Raw genomic sequence first — 14191 nt, forward strand, 5'->3', positions numbered from 1 at the left:
TGCAGCGACACATGCAGTGTCGTGGCCCCCGGACGAATCTCTCGCCGATGGCCCGGTCTCTGTGAAGAAGGAGAAGTTGAATGCCTTACGAACCGAATGACCGCCTGCTCCGTCATTTTGAAGAAAACGGGACCGACCTTACACAACAGGTCGAAGCACAACTCCAACTGGTCGCTCCCAACAGCCCGAACATTCCCCTGTATCGCGACATGATCCTGACCGTGCTGCGCATGGCCCAGGATGACCGCAACCGTTGGAACGCCAAGATAACCTTGCAAGCCATCCGCGAGCTGGACCATGCCTTCCGTGTACTGGAACAGTTCAAGGGCCGGCGCAAAGTCACGGTGTTTGGCTCGGCCCGTACCCCGGTGGAAAGCCCGCTGTACGCGCTGGCCCGGGAAGTGGGCGCGGCCCTGGCACGCTCGGATCTGATGGTGATCACGGGCGGCGGCGGCGGCATCATGGCGGCAGCCCATGAAGGTGCCGGCCTGGAACACAGCTTGGGCTTCAATATTACCCTGCCGTTTGAACAGCATGCCAACCCGACTATCGATGGCACCGAGAACCTGCTGTCGTTCCACTTCTTCTTTACCCGCAAGCTGTTCTTCGTCAAGGAAGCCGATGCGTTGGTGTTGTGCCCGGGCGGTTTCGGCACCCTGGATGAAGCCCTGGAAGTACTGACCCTGATCCAGACCGGTAAGAGCCCGCTAGTGCCCGTGGTATTGCTGGATGCACCCGGAGGCGGCTTTTGGCAGGGCGCCCTGGACTTCATCCGCAGCCAGCTGGAAGCCAATCGCTATATCCTGCCGACTGACCTCAAGCTGGTGCGGCTGGTCTACAGCGCCGAAGAGGCGGTGGAAGAGATCAATCAGTTTTATGCCAACTTCCACTCCACACGCTGGCTGAAACGCGAGTTTGTGGTGCGCATGAATCACCCGCTCAGTGATCGAGCGTTGGCCCATTTGCAAAGCGAGTTTGCCAGCCTGCGATTGAGTGGGGAGTTCCAGCAACTTGCCTACACGGGCGAGGAGCATGACGAGCCAAGGTTCAGCCATCTGACGCGGCTGGTGTTCAACTTCAATGGCCGCGATCAGGGCCGGTTGCGAGAGTTGGTGGATTACATCAACTTGCCGGAGAACTGGGCACAGGCTCAGGGGAAGGCGCAGCAGCGGTTGGCGCCGGAGCCGGCTTGATTTTTTGAAGGAACGACAAAAGGCCCACTATTTTCATAGTGGGCCTTTTTGGAGGGATCATTTTGGGCGGGTGGAGGGGATTGGGGCTGCTTCGCAGCCCAACGCGGGGCAAGCCCGCTCGCCACAGAAGCCCGATTGCCATAGACGCCCGTTTGCCACAGACACCCTTTTGCCATAGACGCCCGTTTGCCATAGAAGCAGGTGTACCACAGAGGCCCGTTTGCTACAGAAACTCGTTTGCCACGGGAGACGGAGTATCAGAGCAGGCGAGGCACCAAGGTGTCAGTCGTCCATGGCCTTACCGCTGAGCAAGCGGCTGATCATGTCCATCGAAAACCCGCGATAACTGAGGAAGCGCCCTTGCTTCGCGCGCTCTTTGGCATCGATGGGAAGATGGCCCGAGAACTTGCGACGCCAAGTGTCTTCCAGTTGCGACTGCCAACTGATCCCGCACTCTCGCAGGGCCAGGTCAATATCCGCGCGTTGCAGGCCTCGCTGGCTCAGCTCCTCACGAATGCGCGCCGGGCCATAGCCCGAGCGGGCTCGGTAGGACACAAAGCTTTCAAGGTAACGGGATTCGGAAAGCAGCCCCTCTTCCGTCAACTGGTCGAGGGCGGTTTCGATCATCTCAGGCTCCGCACCGCGCTGACGCAGCTTACGCGTCAGCTCGACTCGACCATGCTCGCGGCGAGCGAGCAGGTCCATCGCAGTGCGCCGAACGGCGACGAGTGTATCCAGTACAACTGTCATCGTTTGCTTCAGATGTCAGTGTCGACTTCTTCTACTTCTTCAACCGGCTCACGGTTGGCGGCAGCTTTCACGTCTGGCGCTGCAGTCAGCAGCTTGTCGCGAATCTGCTTCTCAAGCGTGGCGGCGATATCCGGGTTGTCCGCCAGGAACTTGGCCGAGTTGGCCTTGCCTTGGCCGATCTTGCTGCCGTTATAGGCATACCAGGCACCGGACTTCTCGACGAAGCCGTGCAGCACGCCCAGGTCGATCATCTCGCCGTTCAGGTAGATACCCTTGCCGTAGAGAATCTGGAACTCGGCCTGACGGAAAGGCGGGGCCACTTTGTTCTTCACGACTTTAACGCGGGTCTCGCTACCCACCACCTCGTCACCTTCTTTCACCGCGCCAGTACGACGGATGTCCAGACGGACCGAAGCGTAGAACTTCAACGCGTTACCACCGGTGGTGGTTTCCGGGCTGCCGAACATCACGCCGATCTTCATACGGATCTGGTTGATGAAGATCACCAGGCAGTTGGCGTTCTTGATGTTACCGGTGATTTTACGCAGCGCCTGGGACATCAGGCGGGCTTGCAGGCCCACGTGCATGTCGCCCATTTCGCCTTCGATCTCGGCCTTCGGCACCAGGGCAGCCACGGAGTCGACCACGATCACGTCGATGGCGTTGGAGCGCACCAGCATGTCGGTGATTTCCAGGGCTTGCTCACCGGTGTCCGGCTGGGAAACCAGCAGGTCGTCAACGTTGACGCCCAGCTTGCCGGCGTATTCAGGATCCAGGGCGTGCTCGGCGTCGACGAACGCGCAGGTCGCGCCCATTTTTTGCGCCTGGGCAATCACCGACAGGGTCAGGGTGGTTTTACCGGAAGATTCAGGACCGTAGATTTCAACGATACGGCCTTTTGGCAGGCCGCCAATGCCGAGCGCGATGTCCAGACCCAGAGAGCCAGTGGAAATAGCCGGGATCGCCTGACGGTCGTGATCGCCCATACGCATTACGGCACCCTTGCCGAATTGACGTTCGATCTGACCCAGGGCCGCAGCCAAGGCTTTCTTCTTGTTGTCGTCCATTAAAGTCCTCACGTAATCAATAAGGCCTGACGGCCAACACCTGTATAAGTAGACAGTATTGTTCCACAAAGATCAGAGATCGCCTACCCCTGATTGTCTATTTCTGCTGCAGCTCGTCGCATCAAGCCTTCAAGGGCGGCCTTTACCGTCTGTCGGCGGACTTCGTCGCGACTGCCAGGGAAGTGCGCAAGCTCGGCCGTAACCTCGTCACCCACGCCAAACGCGAGCCACACCGTGCCCACCGGTTTGTCCGGCGAACCACCATCCGGCCCGGCCACTCCACTCACCGCCACGGCGAACCGCGCCAGGCTTTTTTCCTGGGCGCCGCGCACCATCGCTTCGACCACTTCCTGGCTGACCGCACCGACCTTGGGAAACAACGCCTCGGGCACATTCAACTGTCGTGTTTTCTGACGGTTGGAATAGGTGACATACCCTGCCTCGAACCACGCCGAACTCCCGGGAATCCGCGTGATCGCCTCGGCGATACCGCCACCGGTGCAGGATTCGGCCGTGGTGACGTGCGCATTGAGTACCTGCAAGCGGCGACCCAGTTCAGCGGCAAGTTGAGTGATTTCCTTCACGGTCGTCTCCAGAAGTGGGTGGGGGTTTGCCTACCCTACAGGAGCAAATCGCGCATGCAAGCGACAGACTGGATCAAGAGATTAGCGGGCGATGGCGCGCACATACGCCTGGCAGGCGCGCAAGGCAATCAGGGCGTTATCACCGTCGTCGGTGATGCCGATAATTCGCTGAGCATGCGCCGGGTCAAGTCGGGCTCGCGCGGCTGCATGAACCACGCCGCCGGCGGTGGCGGTGGCTGGCACTGGACAGCCACTGGAGGCGTCGAGAAGGACTGACAACCGCACATCAGCAGTGGCCAGGCGATCACGCAGAGCTGCCTGATGACGTTGGGCATCGCTCAATTCCCGGGCATGTTGTTGGTCACTGGCACTGAGCTGTTGCTCCAGGGCCAGCCGTTTGTCCTGTTCAGCCTGCTGTTGCTGCAAGATTGCCTGAACCTGCAGTGCCGACAAGCGTTCAATCTGCCCCCCGTACCGCCATGCTTGCACCTGCCAGACAACAGCCACCAGCAGGCAGATACCGATCAGGCGGCACACGCCTAAGACACGCATAACACCGCCTTGGCGCGCGCCCACAGGCGCAAACGGTCCTCCAGCCCATTGAGCCCACCGTTGATACGCCGTGTGATGGTGATGAACTGGTCGTGATCCGCCAGCTCGTTCAGGCCGTTGCTCTGCCAGAACCAGGCGGCCGATTCGACCGCCCATTGCGGCTGCTCCAACAATGTCGGTTCCCGCAACAGACGATCGTCGCCGAACAGGGCCTGGCTACAGGCCAGGTAGTTGCGGCGGCCGGTGATCTGGATCAGCCCCCGCCCCCGGTACTGTTGGCCGTCACCATCCGCTTCGGGCGTGTTGCCCAGGCGCACGGCCAATGCACCGGTATCGTACTTGCTCAAATACGCGTCACTGCCCAGTTCGCGCATGTAGTGCAATTCGCCGGACTCGTGGCCGATCTGGGCGAGAAAGGCGGCAGCGCGCTGCACGCTGTTGATCTGGTACCGGATAAAGGCGGCATTGAAAGCCGCTAAAAAAATGCCCGCTACACGGCGGGCTCCAGGCATGATCTGGATCAATTGGGGCTGAGTTATCACCACCACGTTCACCTTCAAAGGTCCTTATGTAGACAAACCACCGGCCGTGATCGTGCTGCGATAGCCCTTTACCGGGTCCCCCGCATTGATCACCTTGGTTATCGACCACTGGCCTTGCATATACGCCGGCCAGGTTTCATCCAGGCGCAGCAGCCCTTCGGCAGCCACCAACGGGTTACCAGGGCAATCAATCACCATCTCCAGCCCCTCTCGCCCGACGCGACGCAGTTCACCTTCAGCGACGGCACGCGCTTCCTCTTCGTTCTGGCAACGCTGGCGCAGGGTCTTGAAAGGCGCGACCCCGACCTCGACCACGTGCTGTTTGCCACCGGCAACATCCCACCAGGTGACACGGCTGCCCATGTATTTGGAGCGGGTTTTATCGTTGAGCGTGGCCGTTATGAAGGCCTGGTCACCGGGACGGTTATCCTGGGTCACGGACAACTTCACCTCCGGCAATTGTTTAAGGGACACCGATTTGACTTGCCCCGCTTCGGCCAGCACATACAGCTCGTTGAACGGCTTCGTCACCGCGTGGTAGCGACTGGCCAGTCGCGTGATAAACGCCATGTCGCTTTCATTGGATTGGTCGATATGAGCAATCGCAATACCCTCCAGCGACGGCGCCACACGCGGCGAAAAACCATGCCGGCCGACCAATTGCCGAAACAGTGCCCCCAGGGTCGTAGGCCCGTAACTGGCGGAGCGCCGCTGACGGTAGCCGCGCGGGTCGCCCACGCTGAAAGGTGCGGCCGTCGCGACGATCATCAGGCGCATGGGAAACAGGACGGGGGTACGTTGGGTAATCACGAACTCGCCCTTCTCTACCAGTCCCGACTCTGAGTAACCGACGCGCATGCCGATCTTGCCGCTCAAGCTCGGCAGACCTTCAAGGTCTTCGATATTGAGCGTCAGCTCCAGCCGGTCAGACTCGATACCCGCCGCGTCGGTGTGACTCCAGCTCATGATCCGTTGATTAAGCAATGCCGCATTGGCGCCGTAAAACTCCACGATCGGCGTAAATCCCTGAGCCATAAAACCTCCTCAATCCCACGCCAGGACAGGCCGCAACGCAGCCGGCCGTGATTGCATCTCCGGCACGATTACCCACACGCCTGCCGGTAGCACCGGGCCGTACTCGGCAAGATCCGGGTTCAAGCGCCACAGGGTTTCTTCAGCCACATCGTCGCAACGCCCCAACTCACGGTAGAGCAGCAGATTGACCGAATCACCGGCGATACTTCGCACTCTACGCATTGACGAATTCCTCCAGTTCAAGGATCCAAGTCATGACCATGGCGGTGCCGTCATCAATCACATTGCTCTGGTTTTCCTGCACCGAATTGATACGCCACAGGCCCCAGTTTCGGCCGATCCCATCCACCAGAGGCAAAGGCGCCCGCTTGTTTTGCAGCGCGCGCAGTTCATCCAGTCGCTGCATGCCTATGCCGTACATGGCGGCGCCGGTAAACGTGAGTTTTTCCAGCTTCTGTCCGCTTTGCCGCGACTGCGGCTTGCTGGCGATAATCGCCAGGTCGCTCCAGCCGCCGTCGCTGCCACGGGACAACGTGGAGTAGGCAAACCCTCGGGAAAGGCCAAAGATAAAGTCGCCCAGTACCATTTGCTGTCGCATCAATCACCTCCTGGGTCGGTCAGTGCCGCGTTGCGCCGGATCCCCAGCGAGTCGGTGAGCATTGGCACGCATTGAAATTGCAGGGCCTGGATCACTTGATTGGCCACTTGCTGGGCGTCTGCCGGGTTGACACCGGTGATCTGGATACTCGGGGCAATCGAAACTTGAACGTTGTCGGCGCGAGCGCTGTTGAGCTCTTTGCCGACCGCGTTCGGCGGCGGCAGGCGGTCACTCGAACCGAACAGTTTTTCACCCAGCCAGGCGCCTGCCTCACTGCCCAATAAGCCACCCAGGGCCCCGCCGACCACAGTGCCTGCGCCGGGGAAGACCAGAGTGCCAATTGCCGCGCCGGCAGAAGCGCCCGCCCAGGCACCGCCGGCCGTACTCAGGCCGGTGCCGATGGCTTTGGCGTCGCCGTTGCGTACGCCCTGAATCACGTCCAGGGTGGCTTCGGCGGTTCTCAATGGCGCCAGCCGTCGAATGCCGGTGGATCCAAGCGTGGCAAAGGCATCGTTCAGGGCACCCGAAGATAGGTTTAGCCGCGATAACGTTGGTGCTGCAACGCTTGACCCGGCAAAGGATTGAAAGCTTTGCGTGGTCGCACCCGGTTGAATGCCTGGTGGCGAAGCAACCAAGGCCTGGCGTTTTTTTCCGAACGGGTTCGTTAGGCCTGAACCACGCCAACCCCGATTTTTGATACTTTTGGCGCCCTTAGTGATTAGGTCAAAGGTCAAATCAATCGTTTTTTCAGCAGCTTTGCTTTTCAACGCGTCCCACAACTCGCCTCCAACCGCCTTGGCCGCGCTCGCAAAAGGACCATCAGCGGGCTTCTCGGGCTTATCTTTCAATGCGCTCGTGGCAACATCAGCCGCTTTGGGCACCAGAGAGTCGCCATAGATGGACAAGGTGCTGTTAAGCGTCTTCAGCGTCTCGCGCAGTCGCACTTGCTCCTGGATCAAGGCGTTGATGTCCACGCTGAGGGTGACCAACGCGGAGCGCAGTTCAAACGGCTGCGATGCAGTTTCCAGGCTTAAAGGTTCCGCAGCGCTTGTGGAAAACGGTGCCAGCACATTGCCAAGATCCGCCTCGCCGAACATCCAGCGAAAGTCCTCCTGGGCTAGCCTGAGCCCATATTTAGTCTCTTGCATCCCGCTCTACTCCTGTTTAACGCCAAGGCGAGTCATCGCGATGTCGTAGCGGCGCAATGCTTTTGCGGCATCCCAATCCAGGATCTCCGCTTCATTTACCGAGTAAACCAGCGGCACCACATCGAGGATCACTTCGATGTCGCGTTGCGAAAGAAGGCCGCCGGTTGATTTAAAAAATGGTCGATGCGCTCCTGCAATTCGGTCCAGTCGGGCACGGTCAGGCCGGCGAGATCGGGGATCATCAAGCTGCTGCAATGCGCGGTGATGAATTCGGCGCGCTCCTTGTTGGTGGCGAGCTTCTTCATCACCTTGGTGGCACGCAGGGCGGGCATTTCCAGGACCAGTTCAGTCAGGGTGCGGCCCGCTGCGTCGAGGGGCAGCAACAGCTGGACGGGCTGGTCGTGGGGCGATTCCGTTTGTTCGCCAAGGAAGAATGACGCCGGACGAGTCGACATCTCGTGTACGTATTGGGCGATGGTCACGTAGTCCGGTCGCTTGAGTTGGTCGAGCTCTTTTTCCGACAGGCCGGTGGCGAGTTTCGCCAGTTCGAAGAACTGGTCATCCTCGTCATCACCGGCCCGGGCCAGCGCGTCTTTTTGCGCGGCGTAGTACAGCGGTTTGAGTTGAACCTGCTGGATCGTCGCGCCGGTATCGGCGGTGATCGGGGACAGCAGGACATGCAGCGGTGGCATCCAGGCCATGGGGCAATTCCTTGTTTAAACGATGTTGAAAGCAGCGCAAATCTAAAGCTGCGCGCGGTCAATGTGGGAGCTGGCTTGCCTGCGATAGCAACAGCTCGGTGCACCAGGCACACCGAGCCGCCTGCATCGCGAGCAAGCCCGGCGCCCACATTGGCTGAGTCCACTTCAGGTCACGGTAGCCCTTACGGCATCAATACAGCGCGGCGCGCGTCGCCGAGGATGTCAACGCCGTTGAGCACGAACTTCTGGGTGCGCACGTCGATGTCGATCACCGAAATACCGTTTTCCAAGCGGTTGTAAGTACGGCAGGACAGCTCCAGGGTGGTGGTGGCCTTGGTATTCATCACCATCGCCGCCTCGCTCAAGGATTTGAGCTTGCCGCCAACGGTGTGGTAGGTGAAATAGGTCTTGCCGTCCTGGTCCTGGCCGGCTTCACGCACATTGAGCAGGATGTCATCGCCCAGGCGCACGCCCAGTGCCAGCATGATTTCCGGGCCGGCGCCCTGCAGGATCAAGGTGGCGGTCAACGGCTTGCCGCTCTTGGCCATTTCCTCGGCAATAAAGCGTCCGCCGGTCATCAGTTCCATTTCGAACTCGATCTTCGGCGGCGTGAACGAGTCCACCGTCGCGGACAACGGCAGGCCTTGAAGAGTGGCCGCAATGGCCTGTCTGACTCGATTGGTAAACATTAGAGAACGTCCTCCAGGAACTGCTCGATGATTTCATCGCGGGCATTGAGTTGATAAATCATGTGTTCGTTCGGCGCGTAGCGGCCGTAGTCGATGACGATGTACCAGGTGCCGTTCTTGTACTTCTCGACACTGTTCAATTCCGGGTGCAGGTACACGCTGCCACCCGGGATGGTTTCGTCGGCGACCAGGGTTTGCAGCCAGTCGTTGATGCGCTTGACCTCTTGGTCCATGAAAGACTTGGTGAGGTTCTTGGCCATGGCTTTCTGGCCGGCCTTGACCAGCTTGCGGCTGATCGCATCTTCAAGGCCCACGTAGCTGATGAACTTGCCGGTGATCGAGCGGTTGCCCAGCAGCGAGAAGCCGCCAAGGATGGTGCGCGCGTAGTAGCTCACGCCGTAGCGGTTGAGCAGGTCGCCCTCGGTGGAGGTGTCGAGGATGTTGTACTCGACCACGCGGGACACGTCCTCGGCGAACGTCACCTGATTGCCCGGGCTTTCCCACTGCTTGACCTTCGCCAACGCGGCGATAGCCAGGGACGAGGGTGCGAGAAACACGTTTTTCTTCGCCGCCTTGGAGTACACCGACGGCATGTTGTGCACCAGCAGGCACCGGTCGAAACCGAGGTCGGCACCGCCCAGTTCGCCGCTGTAGGTCACCTGCTCAGCCACTGCTGCGTCCTTGCCATCCAGCACCACGCGGGCCTTGATGCGTTTGCCGAACGCGGCGAACTCGCCGGCCACGGCCTTGGTACCGGTGAAGCCCGGGGCACCGATGATGGTCAGGTCTTCCGGCACATTCGCCAGTGCCGCCAGGCCCAACTTGCGACCGGTGATCGGCTCGTCACCGCCAATCACGTTGTTGAGGGTGTCGGCCGGTGTCGCGCCCTCCTCCACGATCACCACGTACACCGGTACCTTCACCACTTTGAGGATCTGGTAGACGGCGTGAAACAGCGTGCCCGACTCAGCACCGGTGGGGTCCAGCAGCGCCTGGGTGGTGAAGCTGTTGATGCGCAACGGCGCGTTCTTGGGGATCGACGCATGCGCATTCGGCGCAGTGCCGACCAGGCCGATCACGTTGTCGCCAAGGCCACCCATGGCCTCGGGGGATTCAGTGGCATTGACGGTGATGCCGTTGTGCTCGAAGTTCAAAACCTCAGCCATGATTAGTCAGCCTTCTTGGTGGTGGCCTTTTTGGCCGGGATGGTTTGCTGCGCAGCAAGGACGCTGGTGAGTTCCAGGCGGCCGGCGGTGCGCAGGGCGGATGCTTCGACGTCCAGCAGTTCCAGTTGCTGGCCGGCGGTGGACCAATGGCCGGCGCCGGTGGGGAAAGGGATGAGGACGGTGTAGGTTTGGCGGTTTGCCATGTGGGGTAATCTCCAGGCGAAAAAAAACCGCGGAGGGCGGTTTGGGGGGCAGTTGAGGTTTAATCGGTGTGTTCGGCGAGCCAGTCCGGGGGGACCGGACGCTTTTGCAACGTGGGAAAATCCGCAGACTGTGGCCAGTCACGCAGCAACTGCAGGTAGTTCAGCAACGCCGTGAACGGCTCTGCTTCCAGCGTCGTTGGAATGCCCAATTCCAGCTGATCGCGATGCCGATCGCGCAGACCGGTCGCGGTCACCAACTGCCGATCTCGCCACGCGCGCTCTTTAGCGGCCATTTGCTCAATGCTCAGCCCTGGTGGATCAATGGCGACCGGGGCACCCAGCTCATCTGCAGCAATGATTTTTCCGGCAGCGTTTTGAGCGCGAAGCTCAGCGTGGCGCGCATGGGTGATTTCCTGGCAGGCCCTATCAGATGGCTGCATGCCGGGCAGATAAAATCCGCCCGTTTCTGCGCAATAAAAAATGCTCATGGTTATTTTCCGATTCCGATAACGAACATATCGCGGTTGTTGGCTACTGCCGTGCCGATGTCTTGCCGGTCCAGGATGACCGTGGTTTTAGTCAGACTTCGATACTGTGCGGAGATACCGTCGTCGACACGGGCAAGTGACGAGTGCACCGCGCCGGAAATGGCATAACACGCATCGGGCCAGGCAAGTGGCCAGGTCAGTGTGGTGAACTGGTCAGCCGCCAGGGATGCGCGGCCGTATTGAATCAGCAGGCCGCCGAGCCACGTTGGAAACAGGACGTATCCACTGGCTGCGGTGAAGTTCATTGCAAAGCCGAAGCGCATCTTTTTCGGAGTGACGATTGTGGCGTCATCGACCCCAGCGTCGGCTTGGGGTTGGGTGGCTGTCTTTGCCGTGCCTTGATTGGTTTCGGTGGCTTGCGTTGCCAACAGTGCTAGCGCGGCAATGTCGATATTTCCCTGATTGATGGGGGCGTTCCAGGCTTTGATGCACCACATCACCGCGAGGTTGCGCGGGCGGGTTTCAGACGCCACCCGTGGCGTACCATGCACATCATCGCTGACAATGAATCCGCCGGTCAGTGACCAACTATCGACTGAAACAACTGTGGCGTCCCAGTCCAATGCAATTGCCGGAGTTGTGCCACCAGCGCCGTTGAAACACGGCACCCCACGCAGATCTTTAAATCGAGCGGAGTCATTTTTCGAATAGGCGATCGAACCAGCAGGAGTGAACCCCTGGAATGCATCGAGTTGAGGGGAGCCGATCATTCGCGCAGCATCAACCCCCCGCCCATGATCCCAACCCCGCAAAAACTCCCCACGCGACTCCGGCAGCCGAAAATTCCCCGCCCCTTCATCCCCCTTATTGAACGCCGTACCCAGAAACTTCGCCAAATCGGGATAGGCCGAGGCACTCTTCACGCTGCCATCAATTTCCAGGAATCCCACCGGGACCTTGTCGACTGGAAACGCCACCATGGACCCCACCGGCAGCGCCGAGGACTGAGCAATCATCGCCTCAATCTCAGCCTTGGAATACGTCCCCTGCTTCAGATAATCCATCACCCAAGCCCGAGTCGCCTTCACCACCGTGTCATCAATCAACAACGTCACGATCGCCGCATTACTCGTCTCGAAGATCGAGCGAATATAAAACTCTTTGCCCGAGCCCGACGTCGCCAACACCGGCTTATACGACTCTGGATACTTGACGATGGCATACAAGATCCCGGTGTCCGTCCACAGGCCGGCTTCGCGCACATACCAGCCGCCGACATCCGATGGAATGGTGACTTCGGCCATCAGCCAGTTGGCGTTTTTCTCGTCCTGGAACAGCGCATTCAGCGGCCCGCGCCAGACTTCGCGTTTCAGCGCTTTTGCGCTGGCATCGGGGTTATAGACGGCGCCGTTGCCGTCGCCGACGGAAATCTGCGCCAGTTTGATCGGCACGCCAGCCGCCTTGCAGGCGGTTTCGTAGGCGATCCCCGCATTCGTGAGCAGGGTGTAATAGTCAGCCATTTAGTGCTCCTGTGGATAAAGGGTGGTGGTTTCGACGCTGTACAGACCGGCCGCCATAAAGGCGCGGCCCGCGGCCTCGACGCCAGCCAGCACGCTTGGGTAGATCGTGGTGAGTTCGCCGCACAGCGTGGCGGCGCCAATGACATGGCGACCGAAAGCACTCAGGCCCACCGAGATCGACAGGATGTCGCGCTCGCTTTTGGCGTCGGCCAAGCGGCGGTCGAGTCGGGCATCGATGGTTTCGCTGTAGGGCAAATCGGTCCAGGCGCGTACGGCAAAGCTGTAGGGCACACCCGGTGGTTTCTGTTCGTACCAGGCGCGCACTTCGGGGCTCAGTTGCAAGCCCTTGGCCGCATTTTCCAGGGCCTGGCGGGTGCCGGCCTGTCGCGCGGTGGGCCAGGCAAGTTTGACGGTCAGGCGCTTCTCCGCCTCGGGGGCCGTGGTGCTCCATTCGTTCACCGCGCGGTCCGCTGCCAGGTAGGGCAAGAACGCCGAAGGCGTATGATCCGGGTCCATCAACTGTGGGAAAGGCGGCGTGACCCGCTCCAGCAAATAGCCGAACCCCAGGTCCAAGGCTTTCTCAAGTGGTGAGCTGTTGGCGGGCAACAGGCTCGCTTTGGGTTCAGTCATAGCGTGCGCACCTCCACCTCGACGCCCGTGCAGTACGGGGCCTGGAATGCCGTGCTAATGATCGGCTGCAGCGGTTCGAGGATTTGCAGCTGCGCGGCGCCGGCACTGTGGATGGCGTAGTCGATCCAACTTGGGTCGACGCGCCCTTCCAGGCGATGGCAGGAGTCGGCATAGGTTTGCAGCAGCTGTTGTGCAGCCACTTGGGTCAGGCCCGAATCCGGACCGGCATTGATCTTGGCCACCACGCGAATCTTGTAGTGTTGAATCTGTGCACCTTGGACCGTGACGAGGTCAGTTTCCGGTCGTACATCGGGCCGTGCGAAATGTCGACGCACACCGTCAAGCAAATCGGCAGAAGCACTGCCATCACCCTCCCTGGACAGCACAGTGACCATCACTTCACCGGGCGCGGTGCGTCGTGCGTTTCCGTCCTTGACCTGGGCCGCGTAACCGTCCGGTTCAAAGGTGTAGCTGACGGTCACCACGCCAGGGGTGGCGCTTTGCACCTTCACCGCCGGCCGCTCGCCGAGGGTGAACACCTCACGGCGATACTGCATGCGCGAGCCTGCTGCCGGTGCATGGGGCGCCAGGTAATAGCGCAGGCGGGCATCATCATCGCTTTCCAGCGTCGGCGGCACGGGCGGGAACGCGGCGGGATCGCCTGGATCGAGCACCTGGCGCTCAAGGCCCATGTCCGCCAGGCGTGCATCCAGGTTACTGCCGGTCGCCCACCACGCCAGCATCTGCTTGATGCGGGCGTTGTACTTGCGTTCGTGGGTTTGCAAGCGCACGCAAAACGCTTCCAGGGCCAGGGTCAACAGTTCGCTTTCATTGTCGAGGCTGACCTTGAGCTTGGCCGCGCTTTGTGGCGCTCGGGTGGCAACATAGTCGACGACAAACGCCTTGAACTCGGCGAGCAACGGCTCGAACGCGTCGACCGTGATAATCGCCGGTTCCGCCAGTTGGTTCTGGCCTGGGATCAACATGCTCATGTCACGACCTCAAAAGTTTGTTGGCGGTTTTTCCAGCTGCCGGCAAAACGCAGCAGCAGGCCGGCGCCCTGGCGAGTGGCGACGATGACCTGGGGTTGGAAGTCGGCGATGCCGTTCTGAGGGTTGAAAAAGGCTTGGGCGGCATGGCTTTGGGCGAGGAGCAAGAGGTCATCGCCGAGGTTCTGGCCGAGCAGTTGCGGGACCATCGAGCCGTACAACGGGCGCTTCTGGCGTGTCCCCACGGGGGTGGTCAGCGCTCGGGTGGCGCGCTGTACAAATTGCAGCCAGTCATCCACGGCTGCCCCGGTGTTCCTGTCGATTCCGATCATGGCA

The 14191-nt window shown here is 60.3% G+C and carries 20 protein-coding genes; 1 reads left to right on the forward strand and 19 read right to left on the reverse strand.

Features of this window, described 5'->3' with window-relative positions; all coding sequences use genetic code 11:
- Positions 1-80 precede the first annotated feature (80 nt).
- Complete coding sequence (locus AC07SI_RS00305; protein ID WP_120447754.1) at positions 81-1193, forward strand: LOG family protein; 1113 nt, start codon at positions 81-83, stop codon at positions 1191-1193.
- A gap of 282 nt (positions 1194-1475) precedes the next feature.
- Here the strand turns inward: AC07SI_RS00305 and recX are convergent, their stop codons facing one another.
- From recX to AC07SI_RS00400, 19 genes are all read right to left on the reverse strand, one after another.
- Positions 1476-1943 (reverse strand): recombination regulator RecX, encoded by a 468-nt coding sequence (gene recX / locus AC07SI_RS00310; RefSeq protein WP_495004888.1) that lies wholly within the window; start codon positions 1941-1943, stop codon positions 1476-1478.
- Between the two features lie 8 nt (positions 1944-1951).
- Positions 1952-3010 carry a recombinase RecA gene (gene recA / locus AC07SI_RS00315; protein WP_010170065.1) on the reverse strand — a complete coding sequence of 353 codons (1059 nt, stop codon included), beginning with the start codon at positions 3008-3010 and terminating at the stop codon, positions 1952-1954.
- An 83-nt stretch (positions 3011-3093) separates the two neighbouring features.
- A complete protein-coding gene (locus tag AC07SI_RS00320; RefSeq protein ID WP_065903282.1) occupies positions 3094-3594 on the reverse strand; it encodes a CinA family protein in 501 nt (166 codons plus the stop codon).
- A gap of 81 nt (positions 3595-3675) precedes the next feature.
- Positions 3676-4146, reverse strand: coding sequence for a lysis system i-spanin subunit Rz (locus AC07SI_RS00325; RefSeq protein WP_495004889.1), 471 nt, complete (start codon positions 4144-4146; stop codon positions 3676-3678).
- Positions 4134-4691: a glycoside hydrolase family 19 protein gene (locus AC07SI_RS00330; RefSeq protein ID WP_495004890.1), complete on the reverse strand. Its 558-nt coding sequence runs from the start codon at positions 4689-4691 to the stop codon at positions 4134-4136. Before AC07SI_RS00330 ends, AC07SI_RS00325 begins: the two co-directional genes overlap by 13 nt.
- Before the next feature lie 21 nt (positions 4692-4712).
- The gene (locus AC07SI_RS00335) at positions 4713-5723 is read right to left on the reverse strand and encodes a contractile injection system protein, VgrG/Pvc8 family (protein WP_282396537.1); all 1011 of its coding nucleotides are present in this window, start codon (positions 5721-5723) and stop codon (positions 4713-4715) included.
- Positions 5724-5732: 9 nt separating this feature from the next.
- Positions 5733-5945 (reverse strand): tail protein X, encoded by a 213-nt coding sequence (locus AC07SI_RS00340; RefSeq protein WP_065903295.1) that lies wholly within the window; start codon positions 5943-5945, stop codon positions 5733-5735.
- Positions 5938-6321 carry a phage tail protein gene (locus AC07SI_RS00345; RefSeq protein ID WP_065903298.1) on the reverse strand — a complete coding sequence of 128 codons (384 nt, stop codon included), beginning with the start codon at positions 6319-6321 and terminating at the stop codon, positions 5938-5940. Before AC07SI_RS00345 ends, AC07SI_RS00340 begins: the two co-directional genes overlap by 8 nt.
- Positions 6321-7469, reverse strand: coding sequence for a hypothetical protein (locus AC07SI_RS00350; protein ID WP_495004891.1), 1149 nt, complete (start codon positions 7467-7469; stop codon positions 6321-6323). Before AC07SI_RS00350 ends, AC07SI_RS00345 begins: the two co-directional genes overlap by 1 nt.
- Before the next feature lie 6 nt (positions 7470-7475).
- The gene (locus AC07SI_RS00355) at positions 7476-7601 is read right to left on the reverse strand and encodes a hypothetical protein (protein WP_034102430.1); all 126 of its coding nucleotides are present in this window, start codon (positions 7599-7601) and stop codon (positions 7476-7478) included.
- Positions 7598-8170, reverse strand: coding sequence for a phage tail assembly protein (locus AC07SI_RS00360; RefSeq protein WP_495004892.1), 573 nt, complete (start codon positions 8168-8170; stop codon positions 7598-7600). Before AC07SI_RS00360 ends, AC07SI_RS00355 begins: the two co-directional genes overlap by 4 nt.
- A 182-nt stretch (positions 8171-8352) precedes the next feature.
- Positions 8353-8859: a phage major tail tube protein gene (locus AC07SI_RS00365; RefSeq protein WP_282396533.1), complete on the reverse strand. Its 507-nt coding sequence runs from the start codon at positions 8857-8859 to the stop codon at positions 8353-8355.
- Entirely contained in the window at positions 8859-10025 is a 1167-nt protein-coding gene (locus AC07SI_RS00370; RefSeq protein WP_495004893.1) for a phage tail sheath protein, read from the reverse strand. Before AC07SI_RS00370 ends, AC07SI_RS00365 begins: the two co-directional genes overlap by 1 nt.
- 2 nt (positions 10026-10027) lie before the next feature.
- The gene (locus AC07SI_RS00375; protein ID WP_201143626.1) at positions 10028-10228 is read right to left on the reverse strand and encodes a hypothetical protein; all 201 of its coding nucleotides are present in this window, start codon (positions 10226-10228) and stop codon (positions 10028-10030) included.
- A gap of 59 nt (positions 10229-10287) precedes the next feature.
- Entirely contained in the window at positions 10288-10716 is a 429-nt protein-coding gene (locus AC07SI_RS00380) for a phage tail assembly chaperone (protein ID WP_495004894.1), read from the reverse strand.
- Positions 10717-10718: 2 nt separating this feature from the next.
- A complete protein-coding gene (locus AC07SI_RS00385; protein WP_495004895.1) occupies positions 10719-12236 on the reverse strand; it encodes a phage tail-collar fiber domain-containing protein in 1518 nt (505 codons plus the stop codon).
- On the reverse strand, positions 12237-12866 hold the full coding sequence (locus tag AC07SI_RS00390) for a phage tail protein I (protein WP_106805006.1): 630 nt from the start codon (positions 12864-12866) through the stop codon (positions 12237-12239). It lies immediately after the preceding gene.
- On the reverse strand, positions 12863-13858 hold the full coding sequence (locus AC07SI_RS00395) for a baseplate J/gp47 family protein (RefSeq protein WP_065903315.1): 996 nt from the start codon (positions 13856-13858) through the stop codon (positions 12863-12865). The genes AC07SI_RS00390 and AC07SI_RS00395 overlap by 4 nt, the downstream gene beginning before the upstream one ends.
- On the reverse strand, positions 13855-14187 hold the full coding sequence (locus AC07SI_RS00400; protein ID WP_065903317.1) for a phage baseplate protein: 333 nt from the start codon (positions 14185-14187) through the stop codon (positions 13855-13857). Before AC07SI_RS00400 ends, AC07SI_RS00395 begins: the two co-directional genes overlap by 4 nt.
- Positions 14188-14191: the final 4 nt, after the last annotated feature.

Source organism: Pseudomonas sp. GW821-FHT05D12 (genome assembly GCF_059419825.1).

Coding starts and splice junctions, on each gene's coding strand:
- AC07SI_RS00305 (WP_120447754.1), top strand. CDS start 81: ATGCCTTACGAACCGAATGACCGCCTGCTCCGTCATTTTGAAGAAAAC.
- recX (WP_495004888.1), bottom strand. CDS start 1,943: ATGACAGTTGTACTGGATACACTCGTCGCCGTTCGGCGCACTGCGATG.
- recA (WP_010170065.1), bottom strand. CDS start 3,010: ATGGACGACAACAAGAAGAAAGCCTTGGCTGCGGCCCTGGGTCAGATC.
- AC07SI_RS00325 (WP_495004889.1), bottom strand. CDS start 4,146: ATGCGTGTCTTAGGCGTGTGCCGCCTGATCGGTATCTGCCTGCTGGTG.
- AC07SI_RS00335 (WP_282396537.1), bottom strand. CDS start 5,723: ATGGCTCAGGGATTTACGCCGATCGTGGAGTTTTACGGCGCCAATGCG.
- AC07SI_RS00340 (WP_065903295.1), bottom strand. CDS start 5,945: ATGCGTAGAGTGCGAAGTATCGCCGGTGATTCGGTCAATCTGCTGCTC.
- AC07SI_RS00345 (WP_065903298.1), bottom strand. CDS start 6,321: ATGCGACAGCAAATGGTACTGGGCGACTTTATCTTTGGCCTTTCCCGA.
- AC07SI_RS00350 (WP_495004891.1), bottom strand. CDS start 7,469: ATGCAAGAGACTAAATATGGGCTCAGGCTAGCCCAGGAGGACTTTCGC.
- AC07SI_RS00360 (WP_495004892.1), bottom strand. CDS start 8,170: ATGGCCTGGATGCCACCGCTGCATGTCCTGCTGTCCCCGATCACCGCC.
- AC07SI_RS00365 (WP_282396533.1), bottom strand. CDS start 8,859: ATGTTTACCAATCGAGTCAGACAGGCCATTGCGGCCACTCTTCAAGGC.
- AC07SI_RS00370 (WP_495004893.1), bottom strand. CDS start 10,025: ATGGCTGAGGTTTTGAACTTCGAGCACAACGGCATCACCGTCAATGCC.
- AC07SI_RS00375 (WP_201143626.1), bottom strand. CDS start 10,228: ATGGCAAACCGCCAAACCTACACCGTCCTCATCCCTTTCCCCACCGGC.
- AC07SI_RS00380 (WP_495004894.1), bottom strand. CDS start 10,716: ATGAGCATTTTTTATTGCGCAGAAACGGGCGGATTTTATCTGCCCGGC.
- AC07SI_RS00385 (WP_495004895.1), bottom strand. CDS start 12,236: ATGGCTGACTATTACACCCTGCTCACGAATGCGGGGATCGCCTACGAA.
- AC07SI_RS00390 (WP_106805006.1), bottom strand. CDS start 12,866: ATGACTGAACCCAAAGCGAGCCTGTTGCCCGCCAACAGCTCACCACTT.
- AC07SI_RS00395 (WP_065903315.1), bottom strand. CDS start 13,858: ATGAGCATGTTGATCCCAGGCCAGAACCAACTGGCGGAACCGGCGATT.
- AC07SI_RS00400 (WP_065903317.1), bottom strand. CDS start 14,187: ATGATCGGAATCGACAGGAACACCGGGGCAGCCGTGGATGACTGGCTG.